Annotated in this window: 13 protein-coding genes; 3 read left to right on the top strand and 10 right to left on the bottom strand. The window is 39.7% G+C overall.

The features are described from left to right. Positions 1-38 precede the first annotated feature (38 nt). The 10 genes from ASE01S_RS12035 to ASE01S_RS11990 all read right to left on the bottom strand — a co-directional run bounded on the left by ASE01S_RS12035 (position 39) and on the right by ASE01S_RS11990 (position 14,015). Positions 39-470, bottom strand: coding sequence for a Rossmann-fold NAD(P)-binding domain-containing protein (locus ASE01S_RS12035; protein WP_067842656.1), 432 nt, complete (start codon positions 468-470; stop codon positions 39-41). 51 nt (positions 471-521) lie between these two features. Further along, complete coding sequence (locus ASE01S_RS12030; RefSeq protein WP_067842653.1) at positions 522-845, bottom strand: SDR family oxidoreductase; 324 nt, start codon at positions 843-845, stop codon at positions 522-524. Further along, a complete protein-coding gene (locus tag ASE01S_RS12025; RefSeq protein ID WP_083512130.1) occupies positions 842-1,684 on the bottom strand; it encodes an AraC family transcriptional regulator in 843 nt (280 codons plus the stop codon). Before ASE01S_RS12025 ends, ASE01S_RS12030 begins: the two co-directional genes overlap by 4 nt. Positions 1,685-2,107: 423 nt before the next feature. Beyond that, positions 2,108-3,640: a Tn7-like element transposition protein TnsE gene (locus tag ASE01S_RS12020; protein WP_067842685.1), complete on the bottom strand. Its 1,533-nt coding sequence runs from the start codon at positions 3,638-3,640 to the stop codon at positions 2,108-2,110. Further along, positions 3,621-5,492: a TnsD family Tn7-like transposition protein gene (locus tag ASE01S_RS12015; protein WP_067842646.1), complete on the bottom strand. Its 1,872-nt coding sequence runs from the start codon at positions 5,490-5,492 to the stop codon at positions 3,621-3,623. Before ASE01S_RS12015 ends, ASE01S_RS12020 begins: the two co-directional genes overlap by 20 nt. An 11-nt stretch (positions 5,493-5,503) precedes the next feature. Beyond that, entirely contained in the window at positions 5,504-7,198 is a 1,695-nt protein-coding gene (locus ASE01S_RS12010) for an ATP-binding protein (protein ID WP_067842643.1), read from the bottom strand. After that, a complete protein-coding gene (locus ASE01S_RS12005) occupies positions 7,173-9,329 on the bottom strand; it encodes a TnsB C-terminal domain-containing protein (RefSeq protein ID WP_067842640.1) in 2,157 nt (718 codons plus the stop codon). Before ASE01S_RS12005 ends, ASE01S_RS12010 begins: the two co-directional genes overlap by 26 nt. Then, a complete protein-coding gene (locus ASE01S_RS12000) occupies positions 9,326-10,165 on the bottom strand; it encodes a heteromeric transposase endonuclease subunit TnsA (protein ID WP_067842637.1) in 840 nt (279 codons plus the stop codon). Before ASE01S_RS12000 ends, ASE01S_RS12005 begins: the two co-directional genes overlap by 4 nt. A 150-nt stretch (positions 10,166-10,315) precedes the next feature. Then, entirely contained in the window at positions 10,316-12,118 is a 1,803-nt protein-coding gene (gene glmS, locus ASE01S_RS11995; protein WP_067842634.1) for a glutamine--fructose-6-phosphate transaminase (isomerizing), read from the bottom strand. 697 nt (positions 12,119-12,815) lie between these two features. Continuing rightward, complete coding sequence (locus ASE01S_RS11990; RefSeq protein ID WP_067842631.1) at positions 12,816-14,015, bottom strand: enolase C-terminal domain-like protein; 1,200 nt, start codon at positions 14,013-14,015, stop codon at positions 12,816-12,818. 267 nt (positions 14,016-14,282) lie between these two features. On the opposite strand from ASE01S_RS11990, the gene ASE01S_RS11985 reads away from it, so the two are divergent. The 3 genes from ASE01S_RS11985 (at position 14,283) to ASE01S_RS11975 (ending at position 17,542) form a co-directional block, all read left to right on the top strand. Then, on the top strand, positions 14,283-15,635 hold the full coding sequence (locus tag ASE01S_RS11985) for a PTS transporter subunit EIIC (RefSeq protein ID WP_083512129.1): 1,353 nt from the start codon (positions 14,283-14,285) through the stop codon (positions 15,633-15,635). 268 nt (positions 15,636-15,903) lie between these two features. Beyond that, positions 15,904-16,563 (top strand): bifunctional 4-hydroxy-2-oxoglutarate aldolase/2-dehydro-3-deoxy-phosphogluconate aldolase, encoded by a 660-nt coding sequence (locus ASE01S_RS11980; protein ID WP_067842628.1) that lies wholly within the window; start codon positions 15,904-15,906, stop codon positions 16,561-16,563. After that, positions 16,556-17,542 carry a sugar kinase gene (locus ASE01S_RS11975; RefSeq protein WP_067842626.1) on the top strand — a complete coding sequence of 329 codons (987 nt, stop codon included), beginning with the start codon at positions 16,556-16,558 and terminating at the stop codon, positions 17,540-17,542. Before ASE01S_RS11980 ends, ASE01S_RS11975 begins: the two co-directional genes overlap by 8 nt. Positions 17,543-17,567: the final 25 nt, after the last annotated feature.

Genomic DNA, 17,567 nt, shown 5'->3' with positions numbered 1-17,567 from the left:
TCTTTTTCACATTTACTTGCACCCCCACTCCTATTTTTTTAACGAAAATAGTCTGCGTGTTCTTTCGCCCATTCATAAAAGGTACGTGCAGGGTGTCCAGTTATTTGTTCGATCGAATCTGTTGCAGGTGATATACATTCCCATTCTCCCAACTCTAGCAGCCAGTCAATATCTGCTTGAGAATACCCTTCATTTAACCACTGCTCTCGCGCTTCTTCGGTTGTCAATTCTTCAAAACGGATGTCTGTACCAATGGCCGCTGCCAGTTGCTGGATTCTGTCTCTACGCGTTAATTCCTCATTGCTGGTTAACAGGTACGTCTTATCTTCGTGCCCTTTTTCACACAGAGCTTTCACAGCAACTGCAGCAATATCTGCTTCATGGATCATCGCACTCAATTGATGTCCAAATGGAGCTCGTACAATACGATTGTTTCGGATATCTTCTGCCCATAGCAACGTGTTTGTCATAAATTCTCCTGGTTGCAGATGTGTATGCGGAAGCCTCGCCTGTTTAGCTGCCTAGACAACCGTCTCGTCTCCTCCTCCTGTCATAATGGTTGCCCGTTGCACGCCTGCATTTTTCACCAGTGTTGCGACTTCATTTACGGCATGAAGCGCTTCATCTTCATATACAGAGATCCAGTGCATGGCTGTAACTCCGTCCAATACGGATGTCAATGTTTCTGGGTGTGAAAGGTCTCCCTTGACAACCTCTGCTTCTTTAGGCAATCTTGCAGTGGATGGATCTCGGGTTAATGCCCGAACCTGTTGATTTTTCCTGAGCAGTTGATTGACAATCTCCCTTCCTACATTTCCCGTAGCACCTGTTACCAAAATCGTCATTTATTGTTCCTCCTCTTCTCTTGTACTGGTATCCATATTTCCCATTCCTGTTCCAGACAACGCACAAATTCCGGTAAATTCAATACTTCGTATTCTCCAATCGGAAACCACTCTGTATAAATTCGGTTCCATGTCTGCAGCATCACTTCCGGATCAGGTTCCTGAACTTCAAATACTGCCCAGGTAGAAGCTGGTACGACAATATTGGCATATTTTGGCGGGAAGTTTTCCTTGCTGGTCTGGACAGCAATCATGAAGTCCATTGTTTCTTCCGTCACATCGGTCGTCACATGAAGAACACCCGGAAATAATGTATCACTCAATTGCGCCAATTCTGCATATATTTCATCCGTTCCCTGCTCCCACAAACGGGTCAGGAAACTCTTGTCTGTATGCGTGGTCCGCTCTTTGATGCCTACCATCTCAAATGACGCTTTCTCCTCCATCCGATAGCGAAGCTCTGCATCTCCCTTAATGGCCATTTGAAAACGAATTCTTGGATATGCTTTTAATTTTGCTCCCTCCTTTCTGGCTGCAGATGGTAATATCCCGTGAACCATTTGAAATGCTCTGGAAAAAGCATCCGGTGACTGGTATCCAAACTTCAACGAAATATCAATGATTCTGGATTCACGGTGCGTGATCTCAAACGCTGCCAATGACATTCTTCTCCGGCGAATATACTCGGATAGTGAGATTCCGGCAATCGAGGAAAACATGCGCTTGAAATGATGTTCAGCGCATCCGGCACGTCGAGCCGCCTGATGATAATCGATTTTATCCTGTAAATGTTCCTCAATGTAATCGATCGCATGATTAAAAGCTGTTAAAAAATCCATCATTCATTCCTTCCTTCTGAACTAAGAGTACCAAATTGCCCTAAGCAATACCCGACATTTGGTGTTTTATTTTGTAGGTTGCATATATCTCGTCAACACAACCTTAGACATTAGCAAATAGTCATGCTCACTCACCAAGGAACGACTTGAGCATCTACTCTCTAACAAACAGCAGATGGACTAGATGACTCTAATCTATTAAGCATGTATATAAGCCTACCCCCATTAGCGAACATTCAACACCATCGCAATTCAATAATATGAATAGAGTAAACTGGTAATAAGCATAAAAAACACCCATTTTCAAACAAAATGAGTGATAAAAAATGCCTTACTAACAAGTTTCTACTTGGAATCCTTTTTGTTATTCAAGATTGTGACCCGATGAATATTATCACCTAAGCCAGAGAAGGTTGCGAAATATTACAAGAGCTTACCTAAGAAAATCCTAGCCCAATGCTGAATCCCTTTACGACTATGTTTTGCTTTTGTTATGTTAATGCCTTGGGCTTCAAAGTATTCTAATGACTTTCGAGCCCAAGTGCCACTAGCATTGACAACATTTGAAAGCAGTTGATTATAGATTGTGCTCCAATCTTGTTTCGATGGCGATGATAAAATAAGTGTAGATAAGGAACGATGTTCACGTTCTACCTCGATAATATTATACCGCCCCCCATTCATCATAAATACCTCGGCGATCACATAACGTCTTTTTGTAACGCCGTCACTAAGCTTTGTAAACTTCCGCTCTCCTAAGCCCTCTGGTAACACATCCATAAATGCCCGAATTGCTTTTACTTCTGAGAACTGCTCCAATATTTTTAAGACATTTATAAAGTCCTGCAGCTCCCCTTGAGCTTGGATCTCATGCAACATTTGGTGTTCCAAGCCTCTTTCAAGTTGTTGTCCACCGACATCTGCTGTAGAACGAATGGAATCGTTGACGCCATAGTATCTTTTGGTGTTTTCATCCTCTTCCATACGCTGCTTTGAAAAGCCACGTTTTATCCGTTTGACGTTTGGGACTGAAGTATATTCGTGTCTCAACCGATTCATTTGCACAAGATCAAAGGCATCTGTAGATCCATCCACTTCTTCATCTAATGTAAAACCTTCTTCCTTGTCGGTTTTATTTAAAGTACGATATGTATATTTCTTTGCCTCTTTCGACTTCACTTTATCTTGTATTTCCGGGTGTGAAATGGAGATGTTGTCATATGGAATATGCTTATTTTTTACATTAACGATTTGTAATACTGTCCATGTGCTTCGATTTTCCTTTACACGAGCAGTTATGGTAATCGGTTGTGTAAGTCTCCATTCAAATTTCAACGCCTGCTCCTGTAACCACGTGAAAGCAATATTTTCATATGCTTGTCGTAAATCACGATTGGTTAACAGCCACACCAATTGATAAACAAATGCTGTCTTTGTATACTTCAATTCATATTGTGACGAAAAGCTAAGATGAATTTGATTTGCTCCGTATGTTTCTGTGAAGAACTGGGGAAATGAATTCGATTCAAACAAGCGATATAAAAGAAAGCCGTTCGGTGCTAATATACTGCGCAACACTTCAATGACTGGTAGAATAACGTTTTTGCTATCAAAGGGAAATATAAAACTGCGAGAAGTTGCAGGATCATTGCTTCTTAGTATTTTCCAAGGCTTCTCAAAATACTTAACACTGTTAGGATATATCGTAATATCTACTTCCTTCGCACCTTGAGGAGGCTGACTAGTAGTAATCACTCCATCACTATAAAAATGCTGGATGGCTAAGCAAGGTAAAGTGCCCCAATCCAACAGTACCTTTTCGGTGATTCCACGTGCCATAAAGTATGCATGTAGCATCATTTTATTTTCAGAGCGAAAGGGATCACCAATCCAAATCAGTCTGGCTCCTTCACCTTTCCTAAATGGCCATTTAATTTTAACCTGTCGTGTGCTCATCATTATCCACTTCCTGTTTTCCTTGCAAATATGTTTCCAAATGTGGTTTGATTTCATGAAAATGATGGGATTTCACCGCACCAATGCGTTGCACTTTCCATAACTTAACAGATTCTTGTTCCTGCAACATTTGGTCTATAATTTTAGAACATCGTCTAATTTGGAACTGCTGTATCGTTTCTGTAACCTCATTTAGAAATTTTTTCGTTTGTGGCAGTTTATCGAGATGTTTCTCTAAGTTCGATAAGATTCCAAGACGTTTTCCAACAATCGAAATAGTGATTCGAACGGGCTTATCTAGCATGATGAGTTCATTGTAAAACTTTTTGACTTTGAAACTGTATTCACGATCACGAACTTCCCAATCCACAGTTGCTTTTGGTTTTTCCCTTGTGCGAATGTTGGGCAACTGTTTAAATAACCATTCCTTATCGTGGCGATACAAATAGGCATACTCCTTTTGAAAATGCTCTCTAATTTGTGTTCTTGAATCATAAGGATATATTTGTATCCCTTCAAGTAATTTTTGTCGGTACTGCTGTAACATTGGAGGAATTACTATGCTTTCAACCTCTTTTTTTTGCCTATCCATGGATAATAAATACTTCTTCACAGTCTTGGAATCAACTCCAAGCATTTCAGCTATTGCTCTTATGCTAAGATCCCCGTTTTTTGCTAGGACTTGTAATTTGTCCATCCAGACATCTCCAAACGCTTTTACACGTCCAATACGGCATTTATCTTCGTTCGATTTATCAAGACCCTTTCTAGCATAAATGAAGCCACAGGAACACTGAAACGTACCAATGGGGGCAATTGATTTAAAATCCCTTGTAATCTCTACATGATGGATAACGAGCTGCTTATAATGATCAGCAGCTTTATTTAAACATGGCCATGGACCGTTCCCAAAAGGACCTTCATCTTGTTCAACATGCAAAAACTCCTCTACATCTTTGTCTAAAAAATACAGAAAAAATAGATGGCGCAAAGGGTGCACATGGCGCTTTTCATTGCGGGTTAATACCTTTAACCAATTGTATTCATTTTCCTCATTTAGCCCCGAATCGTGCTTTTCTAGAAACTCTTTTGGGAACTTTGCTTGGAAGGCTTCAAATAACTCATTTTGCCTTATTCGATTTGAAGGAGTAAGCAAATTCTTTTCTCTGAGGAGTAATCGATACCTATTAAAGACCTTCTCACGTGAGAACGCTTTAATATCAACATTCAATAATTGATATGCCATTTGTGCCAGCTTAACTTGAATATCAAAATGATCAGAAGATTTCACTTCCTGTAAAGTAGATAAATCCATTCTTTTTGCCTCAAGCCGAATAAATTTGATTCGACTTTGCTCGTTAAAATCCTCTGGATATTTTCTTAGTTGTAAATAATGATGCGCACATATGTCTATACCTTGTAGTTGGTGTTCCCTATGTATGTATGGTTCACCGTATGTATCAATATCAGATTGAGCACATCGTGAACAATAGTATAAACCGTCTCTCTTGCAAATACCTCCGGCAACCATGCCCAGCCGTGTATACAGACCCTTTCCATCACCTTGGACATCATGCATAATATCTTGCTGTCGATGCTTGGAAAGGAACGGGGCATAAAACGGGTAAATGGTATGTTTCGCTAGTAAATTCTCTACTGAAAAATGATTTCCCATCTGTCCAGCCAAGGAATGAAAATGACTACCAATCTCTACACTCGGTATCACAGAACGACTTTGAAATACTTCTTCCAACGTATCTTTGTAATCAATATTTCCACTGTAAAAGTGATAACGTGCTATTGATGAATAAATCAACTCATCTGGATAAGGATCAGTAAAGAATGGCAGCACTTGATTCCCTCCTAGTAGAATTCCTCCAATGGATTTTTAATGTATCCATTAACCTTCAATAGTTCATAAGGATGTTGCTTTTTGTCCAATGCTTGCTTTCTTAGCTTCAGTAATGGTAGAACCTCTGCCTTTTTCACATTTGCCTTTTCCTTTTGATCTTTCTTCTGTTGATTTAATGCAATCGCCTGCTCAATCACATCTGATTTAAGCTGGTGAAAATCAGTATCAAGTGGATGTTCCTCCATAATTTTTTGTACGAGTTTTTTAATGTCGTTGTCTTTCAAACGATCAAAAATACCTAGGGCTGCTACTTCGACACTTAAGTTTTCAATCGTGTCTTGTCGTTTATACTCAATTGTATTTTGGCGCTCTTTAAACGCCTCCTGAATACGTCCTGCTATTTCCGTGTTTCGCTTATGATTCAGCATGACTTCATCCAGATTGATCATGATATCTTCATATTTCATCATGTCTGCCAAATTGTTCGTTCGAATAGCGTTCATCATTGGTTGAATAGTTTGCATATCTTCTTGGGCAGTCTTTTTTAATACTTGTGGTGTGATGATTTCATCCGGATTATTCTCATCAAATAACGCTCGTTCTTGCGCTAGAATAAACAAATTGACAGCGACAGCAGTAATTCCTTGGCACTCATAGTAAAATGTCTTTTTCGTATTCTCTGTAAGCTCGGAATAGGACTTTAAGCACTGTAATTCCCAAAGCGTTTCAAGGAAGAACTCCCATTCTTCACTATCCCCCGCCATACGATCCCAAATAATAGCTCCATCACTTGCAGCCCGTCTAGCCTGCCTGAAGTTCCCCTTAAATAGTTTTTGTGCCTTAGAAGTGCCAATTAAGACCGTGGGAATGCCCACTGTATTAGACAGTGTTACAAAAAAATTCAGCATTTCTTCCTGATCATTTTTTGAATGCAGTAAGTGTTGGATTTCATCAATGACTAAAACACCAATGCCATACATACTCGCCAGTGATGTCATGTGCAACAACATTGTCGATGTGACTCGATTCAAATAACCGTATTTTTCTAAATATCTCGTACCTAGTAAATCATCAATCGCCTTAAAGAAGCTTTTACAAAGCGTCGATAAACTTCCATCGTATGGACAATCGATTTTAAGCCAAACAATTTGTGTTCGATTAAAAGGTTGTCCCTCATAAGTTTCATGTTTAATCACTTGTGGATACATGAGCAGTAAACGTTCAATTGCAGTTGTTTTACCAATCCCAGAGATACCTATAATTGAAAGGCTGTCAGCTGTAGAGCGAATATAATTTAAACGCTCCTTGATATGTTTATGTGCAAGATCATCTTCTTCACGTAACTCATGTAACACTCGAACACGCTCTAGAAATGTTGTGTCTAATGGATTTCGTGCTAAATAACCTCGTCGAATCAAAGTGGACAACCGACGTTCCACCTCAAAATGAATCGGCAATGGCTGGATAAAGTTCCTGACACGTTTTAATACGTGATAACGAATATTGGATTCACTTAATTTATCTTGCTCACTAATTCGTGGGGTCACCATAAATCGCTCTAACACTTCATCCTCACTGAAAATCGATGGAAGGGCTTCGATGAAAGGATTATTGGTGTATTCACTTAAAAGCTGTTCCTTATAGACACCTTTCTCAAATTCTCCCTTTAAGACAAGCATGTCATTTATTTTTCCCAAGTTCCTCATCTCGCTTCTTCTTTAATTTTTGCATTAGGCGTGAGGGTGATTTCTTAGGTGGGCTATCATCGATCTTCTCTTTTGTAGCGAAATCAATTACTTCAGTTGATTCACTAACCTTATCAGGTAATAAATCAAATTTTTCAGATTCACGGTTTAATAGTTTTTCAACATCCTTGTTGTCACGAATAGAAGCTATTTTGGCTTTCTTACTCGTTGGTTGATTGGAAGATTGTTTTTTGTTTTTTACAGCTTTCTTAATAATCTCTTCCATTGCCGCATCTGTATTTACCGTAAGTTGAATTTGATTTGTACTTTCTATTTCTTCTAGTTCATTCCGAAGTTGTTGTTGAAAGACAATTTCCTCCAAGAAATCTCCTTTATGTTGCTGACTTGGTTCTAACAAAATACACGTTTCAAAGCCCATTCCGTCATCGTGGGGAATATAGATTTTTTCAACGTTTCGTGGATCATAAACAACTTCTACACTTCTATTTTTCAACTTCAAATACCAATTTTCTTCCATCGCTCTTTGAGATCCATATAAGAGATTTTTAAACTTGATGCCAGCTCTTGAAATTGTTCCCTTACCACGTGGTAGCACATTCAGACGAAGAATATTTTTATCAATTGTTCTTAGCCTCCCTGAGCGATTTTGAATCCCCCAATTCCATAAATTAATTGGCGTTGGAACTAATCCTTCTGCAACCATTTCTTTTTCAACTGGGTATTTTTCAATGACTTTTTGGTTGTGATGCAGCGCCATTGTAATAATAAGAGCCGTAAATTCCTTTAAATTCAACGTAGCATCCAGCCGATAATCTCGATCCCCACGCTCCCGATATTCCTTTTGAATCGCTCCAGGTGCTTTTTGCTTTATCTTCCCGTTAAACGTACGGAATTTCCTTTCAACAATCCCTTTCAAATCTCCACGGTAAGCCGTAGTATTCTCAATTTTAATATTAAGATTGTTAATTAAGTTGTCTACCGAATAACCTTCAAACTCACCTCGGTCAGCAATAATAATTTCAGGCAAATGATGTGTTGGCCATTGTTCAGGGGTGATATCAATTCCATATTGCTTACAAAATTCTACTTTGTCTGCAACCATATTATCTAATGCCATCATTGCACCAATCCATGATGGACCTTCTAGTCCAACGTAGAGACCTGTGATTATACGTGAATACACATCTAATACTGCATAAATAACCGGTCGCCCAATTACTTTATTTACATCAAGCGAGCTAACTAAATAAATGTCTGCAATGGTTGCGTCAATCTGGAATCTAGTTCCAGGACCGTTTGTCTCTGATTTAGAATTACTTAAAATCGGACGATGCTTCAATTCATACTCTTTCGTACTTTTACGAAACTGAATATCTTTTTTTGGGTCTTCAAGCTTTTTAAACCAATAGTAAAACTGATGATATGAGGGAGTTCGGGTAGCATCCCAAAGACGGCATTTCAGCTCACCGCTTTCCTTATAGCGATCAGAATAGAAGTCACGTAGCATAAAATTATAAACATCTTTTAAAGAGTAGTTATTCTTTTTCCTGTAGTACTTATTGATAACGTGTTCAATTTGAACCTTTACTTCTTCTGTAATGTTAATACCGGTTTGATATTCATTATTTATATTTATTCTTCTAGGACGACCAACCTTTGCATTTGTTAGAGCTTTTGCTCTCCCTTTACCACCTGAACTAGAGTAGTCAGGTAACATGGCGTTTTTGGTCATGCCACGCTGCCAATAGCGAGTTAGTAGCTTTTTAACTTTTGTCTTGCCCAAGTTGCTCTCTTGAACGATTTCACGAATCTTGCTTTCTCTTCCTTGTTTTTGGAGCAAATCTGGCATATTGGGGACACAGTATTTTTGTATATTTCCCCAATCTTCTTCGCGCTTACGAATCTGCACTTCTGTTAAATCAGCTTCGGAAATCACTTTTGCATAAGGATCACTAATCGCTAACAGTTCACCTTGCTTGATATCTGTGGTTAGACTAGAGTATAGCTCTTTACGTGGCATAGCACTGCTCGTGTCAATATTTACTATATAGACATGCGGTTCTTCCATATCTATTACCCGAATTCTTTTTGAATCTGTTACATATTGAAATACCTGATTAATATAAATCATCCGTATTTCACCTTCTCCAATTTACTTTCATCAATATACTTAATATCAATTGATTGCTCTAAATCAATTGCCTTGTACATATCTGTAACCATTATTTTTTTAGCAAGCAAATGATAAAACAACGTGACACCACTTCCAAAAGGCAAGTGTGTATCTGCATCAAACTCACTAGTGATTTCTCGGATACTTCGTGAACTATTCAACAAACGATTCATAAGAGACATTGATAAATCCTCTATATGTTGGTTAGCCATTTCTCGATATACATCATAGCCCCGAATATCAAAATAATCATGGATATAACTAATATTTCTAGCCACGATCTTATCAATTTCTTCCTCTGTTACAATACCCCAACTAATGCCTTTACGCTCCCAGTATTCACGTTCAATTTCGAATTTCTCTAACACACGTTCTTCTAATAGCTTGTCTTTCATTTTGATAGTATGAGCGACTTCAAATACACCTTCTCCCTTATCAACTGTTAATAAAAAGTCCGTTGTCATAACAATTGGATCGCCTGTTTTTGGATCAGCTGGGTGTTTTATTCCAAGCGCTTCCGCAATGACAATCGTCTCTTCTTGTGGTAATAAAGGAAATTGTTCACGAATATCTAAGACAACATCGGAAAATTCAGTCAAATAAAAGTAATTTCGTTCCAAATCCGATAAAAACTCATGTTGTCTACCGGCTTTTGTACCTTTTAATCTCGTTGACCGACCTAATGAGGAAACATCTTGAACTTTTAGCCAAGGCTGATAATCTGCCCCACTGCCAGTTCCTCTACCTTCTTTAATCCACTTATCGACTTTAGATGTTCTTTTTCGTTTCGCCACAAAAACACCCCTTTAGACAATCATATCCAAAGGGGTGAAACTTCGCAACTTTTTTATAAACATCGTGACTTTGTTTTAAACATCGCATCTTTTTTGCAAACGTCGCGACTTTATTTTAAACTTACACTCAACTTTTAAAATCTACAATTCTTACTCCACTGTAACACTTTTCGCCAAGTTACGTGGCTTATCAACGTCACAACCACGGTGAAGCGCGGCATAGTAAGCAAGGAGCTGCATTGGCACAACACTCACTAACGGCGTCAACAATGGATGAACGTGCGGTAACACAACTGTGTCACTATCTTGCTCAAGACCTTGAAGACTAACGATACATGTTTTGGCACCACGAGCCGCTACCTCTTGTACGTTACCACGAATCGAGTAGTTCACGTTTTCTTGAGTTGAAATTGCAATCACTGGTGTACCTTCTTCAATTAACGCAATCGTACCATGCTTTAATTCGCCGCCGGCAAAGCCCTCTGCTTGAATATAAGAGATCTCCTTTAATTTAAGCGAAGCCTCTTGAACGACATAATAGTCGACACTACGGCCAATAAAGAAGGCATTGCGTGTATCGGTAAAGTATTCTTTAGCAAGCTGAGCATAGTATTCTTTTTGATCAGTTAACGATTCCATTACACTTGCAACAATGGCGAGCTCCTGCAATGGGTCAAAATCAAGCTCAAGACCTTTGGCTCTTGCTGTATCAACAGCCAAAATTGTTAGGACAGCAATTTGAGCCGTATAGGCTTTAGTTGATGCAACGGCAATTTCAGGGCCGGCATGTAAGTGCAAGGTATAATCTGCTTCACGCGAAAGGGTAGAGCCTGGAACATTGGTAATAGTAATCGATGGATAATCCTTTAATTTGGTTTGAACTAACACAGCTCGACTATCTGCTGTTTCACCACTTTGTGAAATAAAAATAAACAACGGCTTTTCAGATAAAAGTGGCATATTATATGAAAACTCACTAGCAATATGCACTTCTACTGGTGTCTGGACAAGCTCTTCAATAATTTGCTTACCAACAAGTCCAGCATTATAGCTAGTACCTGCAGCAATAATATAAATACGATCAGCTGCAAGCATCGCATGACGAATATCTGCATCCACTTTAATTTGACCATGTTCATCCTGATATTCTTGGATGATTTTGCGCATGACAAATGGTTGTTCATCAATTTCCTTTAACATAAAGTAGTCATAGGTGCCTTTTTCCGTATCAGCTGCATCAATTTCAGCAACATAGGGTTGTCGGGTGACAACAGTTCCATCAAGCTTTTGAATATGCACATGGTCACGCTTCACGACAACAATTTCTTTATCTTCAATTTCAAGATAAGTGTCGGTTTCCTTTAATGTCGCCATTGCGTCACTGGCAACAAGATTAAAGCCATCACCTAAGCCAACTAATAATGGACTTTTATTTTTGGCAACATAAATAACATCCGTATCCTGTGCATCAATTAAGGCAATCGCATATGAACCCTTTAATAGACTAATAGCTTTACTAAAGGCCGCTAATACATCATCTGTATCTTGATAAAGCACCTCAATTAATTGCACAACAATTTCTGTATCCGTTTCACTCGTCAATTTCACATCCGCTAAATAGGCATCACGCAGCTCATAGTAATTCTCAATCACCCCGTTATGCACAAGAGTAAACCGCCCTGATGCACTTTGATGAGGGTGCGCATTATCTTCACTTGGCTCACCATGTGTTGCCCAACGGGTATGGCCAATTCCCATATTTGCATGAACTGATTGATCAACTTTATCACGCAAAGCCGCAATACGCCCTTTTACTTTAAAAAGATGTAAGCCCTCTGCATTTAAAGTCGCAATCCCAGCTGAGTCATAGCCACGATATTCGAGCTTTTCTAAACCATTTAATAGGATTTCCTTTGTATCATTTTGTCCGATATAACCAACAATTCCACACATAATCTTGTTTCCTCCTGAATCTGAGAGCGGAGGCAAACAAAACGAGCCTAGTCTGTTAAATTTCTTTCCATTTGACTAAAATGCTCCATTTTTGCCCAAGTGGAAAGAGAGGGGCGTCCGTTTGCCCCCTTTCTCGCTTTTTTAATGTTGTGACCTCTTATATTCATTCTTGTGCAAAGAGTCGCCTCTTCGTTTTCGAATAAAATATAACGGCTGGAGGTTAAACAACCGGGAGGTATCCGCCGAACACTTCGATACTCCTCCTCCTCGTCAACTATTGTCATTTCGCTCAGACAATAGTTCAGGCGCTTTAATTGCTAAAATTCACTATCCACCTTTCCATTTCAAAATCATTCCATATCTCATCATATGGACTGCTACCATTTTAACCGAAAATGACATTTCGAGCAATCATTTTTTTGCAAAAGGTAGCACCTACGCTTTATTATATGATCTATCATTCTATCTGTGACTGATTGCTTCTTAAATAGAAAATCAGTCTTATATTATCCGATGCTAGAAAGGGCATCATGCTTCAGCTCTATTTTTTCCAGTCCACTAGGTTTAATCGAGACAAGCCCCTTCAAAGACATCAAAAAACTGGGCGTATGGCTATGTTAAGCCCTGCGCCCAGCCTTTGAAGTACTTGATTAGATCGTCCTGATCTTTTTTGATTTAGTAATGGGAGATTGCTGACTTATGGCGTCATGATTGATCCATCTGGCAATCGACTTTGAGTCCACTCGTGCGCACGATAAACAACAGGGTAATCCTCAGCTTTTGCTTCATCAAAATTAACCCCAATACCCGGTGCTTCAATTGGATAGATGTAGCCTTTTTTCGGCTGTGGGATCTTGCTGAATAACGAGGCTGTATTTTCTTTAACCTCAATATGCTCTTGAATCGCTGCATTATGCAGATGAATATTAAGGTGTGTATTAACTGCCATGCCAATTGGTGTAATATCAGATGGCGTGTGCCAAGCCATTCGTATTCCCATTGCTTGGCAAAAATGCGCTAGCTTTAAGGCTGGGGTTATACCACCAATTTGTGATACGTGGCAGCGCATAAAGTCAACCTGCCGATTAACAACTAAGTCTTTCCACTCCATCGGATTATTAAATAATTCACCCGTTGCTAAAGGTGTCGCTGACTGTGAACGAATCTGTTTTAGCCACTCGTTTTGGTCAGGTGGCAAAATATCCTCAATATAATAAGGACGATAGGGTTCAACCAGCTTGGCAAAGCTTAACGCTTGATTTGGGAAGAAGCGTTCATGAACATCATGGAGAATTTCAAAGCTAAAGCCATACTTTTCTCGAATCGCTCGAAACATCTCAACTGTTGTTTGCATGTATTGATTTTGGTCGAAATATGAGCCCTGTGTTGGATTTTCAGTGGAATGAAGTCCATCGGCCCCTCCACCATAAAAGCCTAACTGACAACGAATATGCTGATAACCCTCCGCTCGAATCTGATCGATTTGTTCAAAAAGTTGGTCAAGATCATCGGCAACCGCATGGGTATAAGCCGAAATCGCATCACGAGCCTTGCCACCAAATAACTGATAGAGTGGCATCTCCGCTAGCTTACCTTTAATATCCCAAAGTGCCATGTCAATACCAGAGATCGCATTATTCGTGACGGGTCCATTACGCCAATACCCATTGACCATCATCATTTGCCAAAGATCTTCGATATGATTAGCATCTCGCCCTACTAATAATGGCTTTAAGTACTCGTCGACCATCGTTTTAACAGCGAGAGGGCGTTGCTGGAATGTAGCACATCCATAACCTGTTACACCTTTATCGGTATTAACTTGAACAATGACCAAATTATGACGGTCTGGACGAATAATATAACATTTTATATCAGAGATTAATGTTGGGGTCATATTTTTCCTCTTTTCTAGTTCTTATTCTAGTGTCTATTGAAACACTCTCGACACAGCCATGTCAATTTGGATTGATATTTGCTCAAATAGCAAGTAAAAACCAGTCCAATTTCATGTTTAAATCGCTAAAAACCTTGATATATCAATGTTTAAACTAAAAAAAGCAGCTGTTTTTGATAGGTTTTTGATTTGAAGGTCATGTGCTATACTTGCACTTGAAAGCGCGCGCACTTGTTTCTATATCATTATAAAAAAAGGTGGGTAAACATGGGGAAAAACAATCACGAACAAGTTGCCCAAGCCATAATTGAAAGCTTGGGCGGCAAGCAGAATATTAATAATGCTTGGCATTGTATGACAAGATTACGTTTTGATATAAAAGATGAATCACTTATCAATGAAGAGGCGATTAAAGCCATGTCTAGCGTAATGGGGGTGCAAAATAAAAATGATCAGTACCAAATCATTATTGGAACAGATGTCAATTCTTACTTTGAACCATTAGCGCAGCAATTAGGTATTAATGATAATCAAGAAAGCTCTTCTGACGAAAAGAAAAGTATGACAGCCATGTTTATGGATATCGTATCAGGTGTCTTTGGTCCAATTGTACCAGCGATCGCTGGGGCAGGTATGATTAAAGGTTTGCTTGCTGGGTTCCAAGCATTAAATTGGATCTCAGCTGATAGCCAAACAGTCCAAGTATTAGATATGTTAGCAAGTGGTGTGTTTACATTCTTGCCATTCTTTATCGCGGCATCGGCTGCTCGAATTTTTAAAACCAATCAATATTTAGCGATTGCCATTGCGGCAGCGATGCAATTTCCAACAATGGTAGACGCAGCTGCTGCTGGGGAAATTGATGCCTTCCGAGTCTTTGGCTTTATTCCAATACCTGTTTTTAATTATTCCGGAACGGTTATACCAATTATTATTACCGTCTTTGTACTAAGCTATATTTATCGTTGGGTAGATAAAGTCCTACCCAAAGCGTTAAGAACCGTATTTACGCCAACCATATCGCTATTTGTAACAGGGTTAATCGCTTTTGTCATCATAGGCCCAATCGGGATTCACTTAGGTAATGGATTAGCTCGTGTTATCGCAGCATTATTTGAAATTTCACCAATTTTAGCTGGAATTATTGTTGGTTTAATTCGACCAATCTCTATTTTGACAGGCTTACACCATGCCATGACACCAATCGCTTTACAAAACTTTGCCGATCAAGGTTATGACATGTTAATGCCAATGATGTTTATGACCAACATGGCGATTGCAGGTGCTACCCTAGCCATGTACCGTAAGACAAAAAATCAACAAGAACGCTCCGTTATTATTTCATCAGCACTATCTGGGTTTTTAGGTATTACTGAACCGGCACTATTTGGGGTATTAACAAAGTATAAACGTGGTCTAATCGCTGCGACCATTGGTAGTGCGGTAGCATCAGCCTTTATTAGTGCATTTGGGGTCCGTTTATACGGTTATATTTTATCAAGCATTTTTAGCTTACCAGCTTATATCGGTGAATACTTTATCTTTGCCGTCCTTGGTATTGTTATTGCTATCGTTGTTGCTTTTATTTCTGCCACCTTCCTTAGTAAGCCAGCCAAGTAGTGCAAGATAAAGTGAAACTTTGTTCAGTAGGGGGGCGATGCATAGGAGGTACTCGTGCAGACGTTGCGACACGACGTCGCCAACTTAGTCAGCTTCCTCTCTCCTCCACTGAACGTTAGTTGAACCAATCGAGCTACTGGCTATTGGATCTCCCACTTAGAAATGACATGTTCACTTATTTAAGTGGGAGCCTTACAAAACCCCTTAGATGGGGCGAGTAATCGCAGCCCCAGCCAGTTAACTGATAAAAAAAGCAAGGAGAGGGATTATGCAACGTTTAACCATATTAAATCGCTTAACGGACGCTGGCGTCATTGCCATAATTAGAGGCGATTCGATTGATCAAGCTGCTAAGGCTTGCCGAGCTATTGTTGCCGGAAAGATTAACGCACTAGAAATTACATTTACTTTAGCTGGAGCAGAACAGTTGATTCAACAATTAAAATCAGCATACGCCAATCACCCAGAGGTCGTGATTGGAGCTGGAACAGTACTAGATAGCACGACTGCTCGACTTGCGATTCTAGCAGGAGCTGAATATATTGTCAGTCCCGGCTTTGATAAGGAAACGGCTAAGCTTTGTAATCTCTATCAGATTCCGTATTTGCCTGGATGTCAGACAATCAATGACATTCAACAAGCTCTCATCTATGGGGTCGATATTGTCAAACTATTCCCTGGTAATCTCTTAGGGCCAAATTTTATTAGAGCGGTTAAAGGCCCACTACCTCATGTCAGCGTCATGCCTTCAGGTGGTGTTGATTTAAATAACATTGCTGACTGGGTAAAGGCAGGTGCTATTGCAGTAGGGATCGGTGGTAACTTGACTAAACCGGCAGAACAAGGTGATTTTAATCAAGTAACAGAATTAGCCAAATCCTATCAGCAAGCCTATCAAGTGGCAAAACGAGGTGTATACAATGGCTAAAAAGGTGGTCACACTTGGCGAAATGCTCCTCCGTTTATCAACAACGGCCGGACAACGTTTTAATCAAGCTGAAGCTTTTCAGGTTCAAATTGGAGGAGCAGAGGCCAATGTGGCAATTAATCTTGCAAAATGGGGTTATCAAACAGCCGTCGCCACCATTGTGCCGAATCATCCAATTGGAGCTTTAGCTGTGGAGCATTTAGAACGGCACCGTGTCGATACTCGATTTGTCGAGCGAAAAGGGCATCGTTTAGGTACTTATTACTTAGAGAGCGGCAACCATATTAAACCACCGCATGTTGTCTATGACAGGGCCCACTCTAGCTTTGCTACAGAAGAGCCAGACTGGGATCTGTCTGCCTTATTTGAGAATGCCGACCTCTTACACGTAACCGGTATTACGCTTGCATTATCGCCTAAATGGATAAGTAAGGTAGTTGATATCTTAAAGCTGGCTAAAGCCAATCAAGTTGCGATCAGCTTTGATATGAATTACCGCAGTAGCCTATGGTCATTAGAAGAGGCGAAACAAGCCTATCGGAGGGTACTACCATTTATTGATTACTGTTCAGCTGGAGCTTTAGACGCAAAAGCATTCTTCGACATTAAAGATGATTCAACCGATTATTATTCGGCCATGAAGCAGGCCTACCCCAATATTAAGGTGTTCTATGCAACTAATCGTAAAGTGATCTCAGCTTCTCATCATCATCTTCAAGGGCAGCTTTGGTCTGATGGACAACTGTATAACTCTGATCACCATGATATCTATCCCATAGTAGATCGCGTTGGGGCCGGTGATGCCTATACATCTGGGATACTTCATGGCATATTAACCAATCAGCCACTAGACGATACTGTCCAATTCGCTACGATGCACGCCGTGCTTAAACATAGCATTCGTGGTGATATCAGTTTGATGGAGCTACCAGAAATTGAACAGTTATTAGCCAATAAAAATAGCACAATAGCCAGATAAGCCAGCATTAGGTTGAGTTTTCACT

The sequence above is a fragment of the Amphibacillus sediminis NBRC 103570 genome, from assembly GCF_001552275.1.
Taxonomy (GTDB): Bacteria; Bacillota; Bacilli; order Bacillales; family Amphibacillaceae; genus Amphibacillus_B; species Amphibacillus_B sediminis.
Note: the sequence above shows the minus strand (reverse complement) of the source record. Positions and strands in the feature narration are given on the sequence as shown.

Coding starts and splice junctions, on each gene's coding strand:
- ASE01S_RS12035 (WP_067842656.1), bottom strand. CDS start 470: ATGACAAACACGTTGCTATGGGCAGAAGATATCCGAAACAATCGTATT.
- ASE01S_RS12030 (WP_067842653.1), bottom strand. CDS start 845: ATGACGATTTTGGTAACAGGTGCTACGGGAAATGTAGGAAGGGAGATT.
- ASE01S_RS12025 (WP_083512130.1), bottom strand. CDS start 1,684: ATGGATTTTTTAACAGCTTTTAATCATGCGATCGATTACATTGAGGAA.
- ASE01S_RS12020 (WP_067842685.1), bottom strand. CDS start 3,640: ATGAGCACACGACAGGTTAAAATTAAATGGCCATTTAGGAAAGGTGAA.
- ASE01S_RS12010 (WP_067842643.1), bottom strand. CDS start 7,198: ATGAGGAACTTGGGAAAAATAAATGACATGCTTGTCTTAAAGGGAGAA.
- ASE01S_RS12005 (WP_067842640.1), bottom strand. CDS start 9,329: ATGATTTATATTAATCAGGTATTTCAATATGTAACAGATTCAAAAAGA.
- glmS (WP_067842634.1), bottom strand. CDS start 12,118: ATGTGTGGAATTGTTGGTTATATCGGACAAAATGATACAAAGGAAATC.
- ASE01S_RS11990 (WP_067842631.1), bottom strand. CDS start 14,015: ATGACCCCAACATTAATCTCTGATATAAAATGTTATATTATTCGTCCA.
- ASE01S_RS11985 (WP_083512129.1), top strand. CDS start 14,283: ATGGGGAAAAACAATCACGAACAAGTTGCCCAAGCCATAATTGAAAGC.
- ASE01S_RS11980 (WP_067842628.1), top strand. CDS start 15,904: ATGCAACGTTTAACCATATTAAATCGCTTAACGGACGCTGGCGTCATT.
- ASE01S_RS11975 (WP_067842626.1), top strand. CDS start 16,556: ATGGCTAAAAAGGTGGTCACACTTGGCGAAATGCTCCTCCGTTTATCA.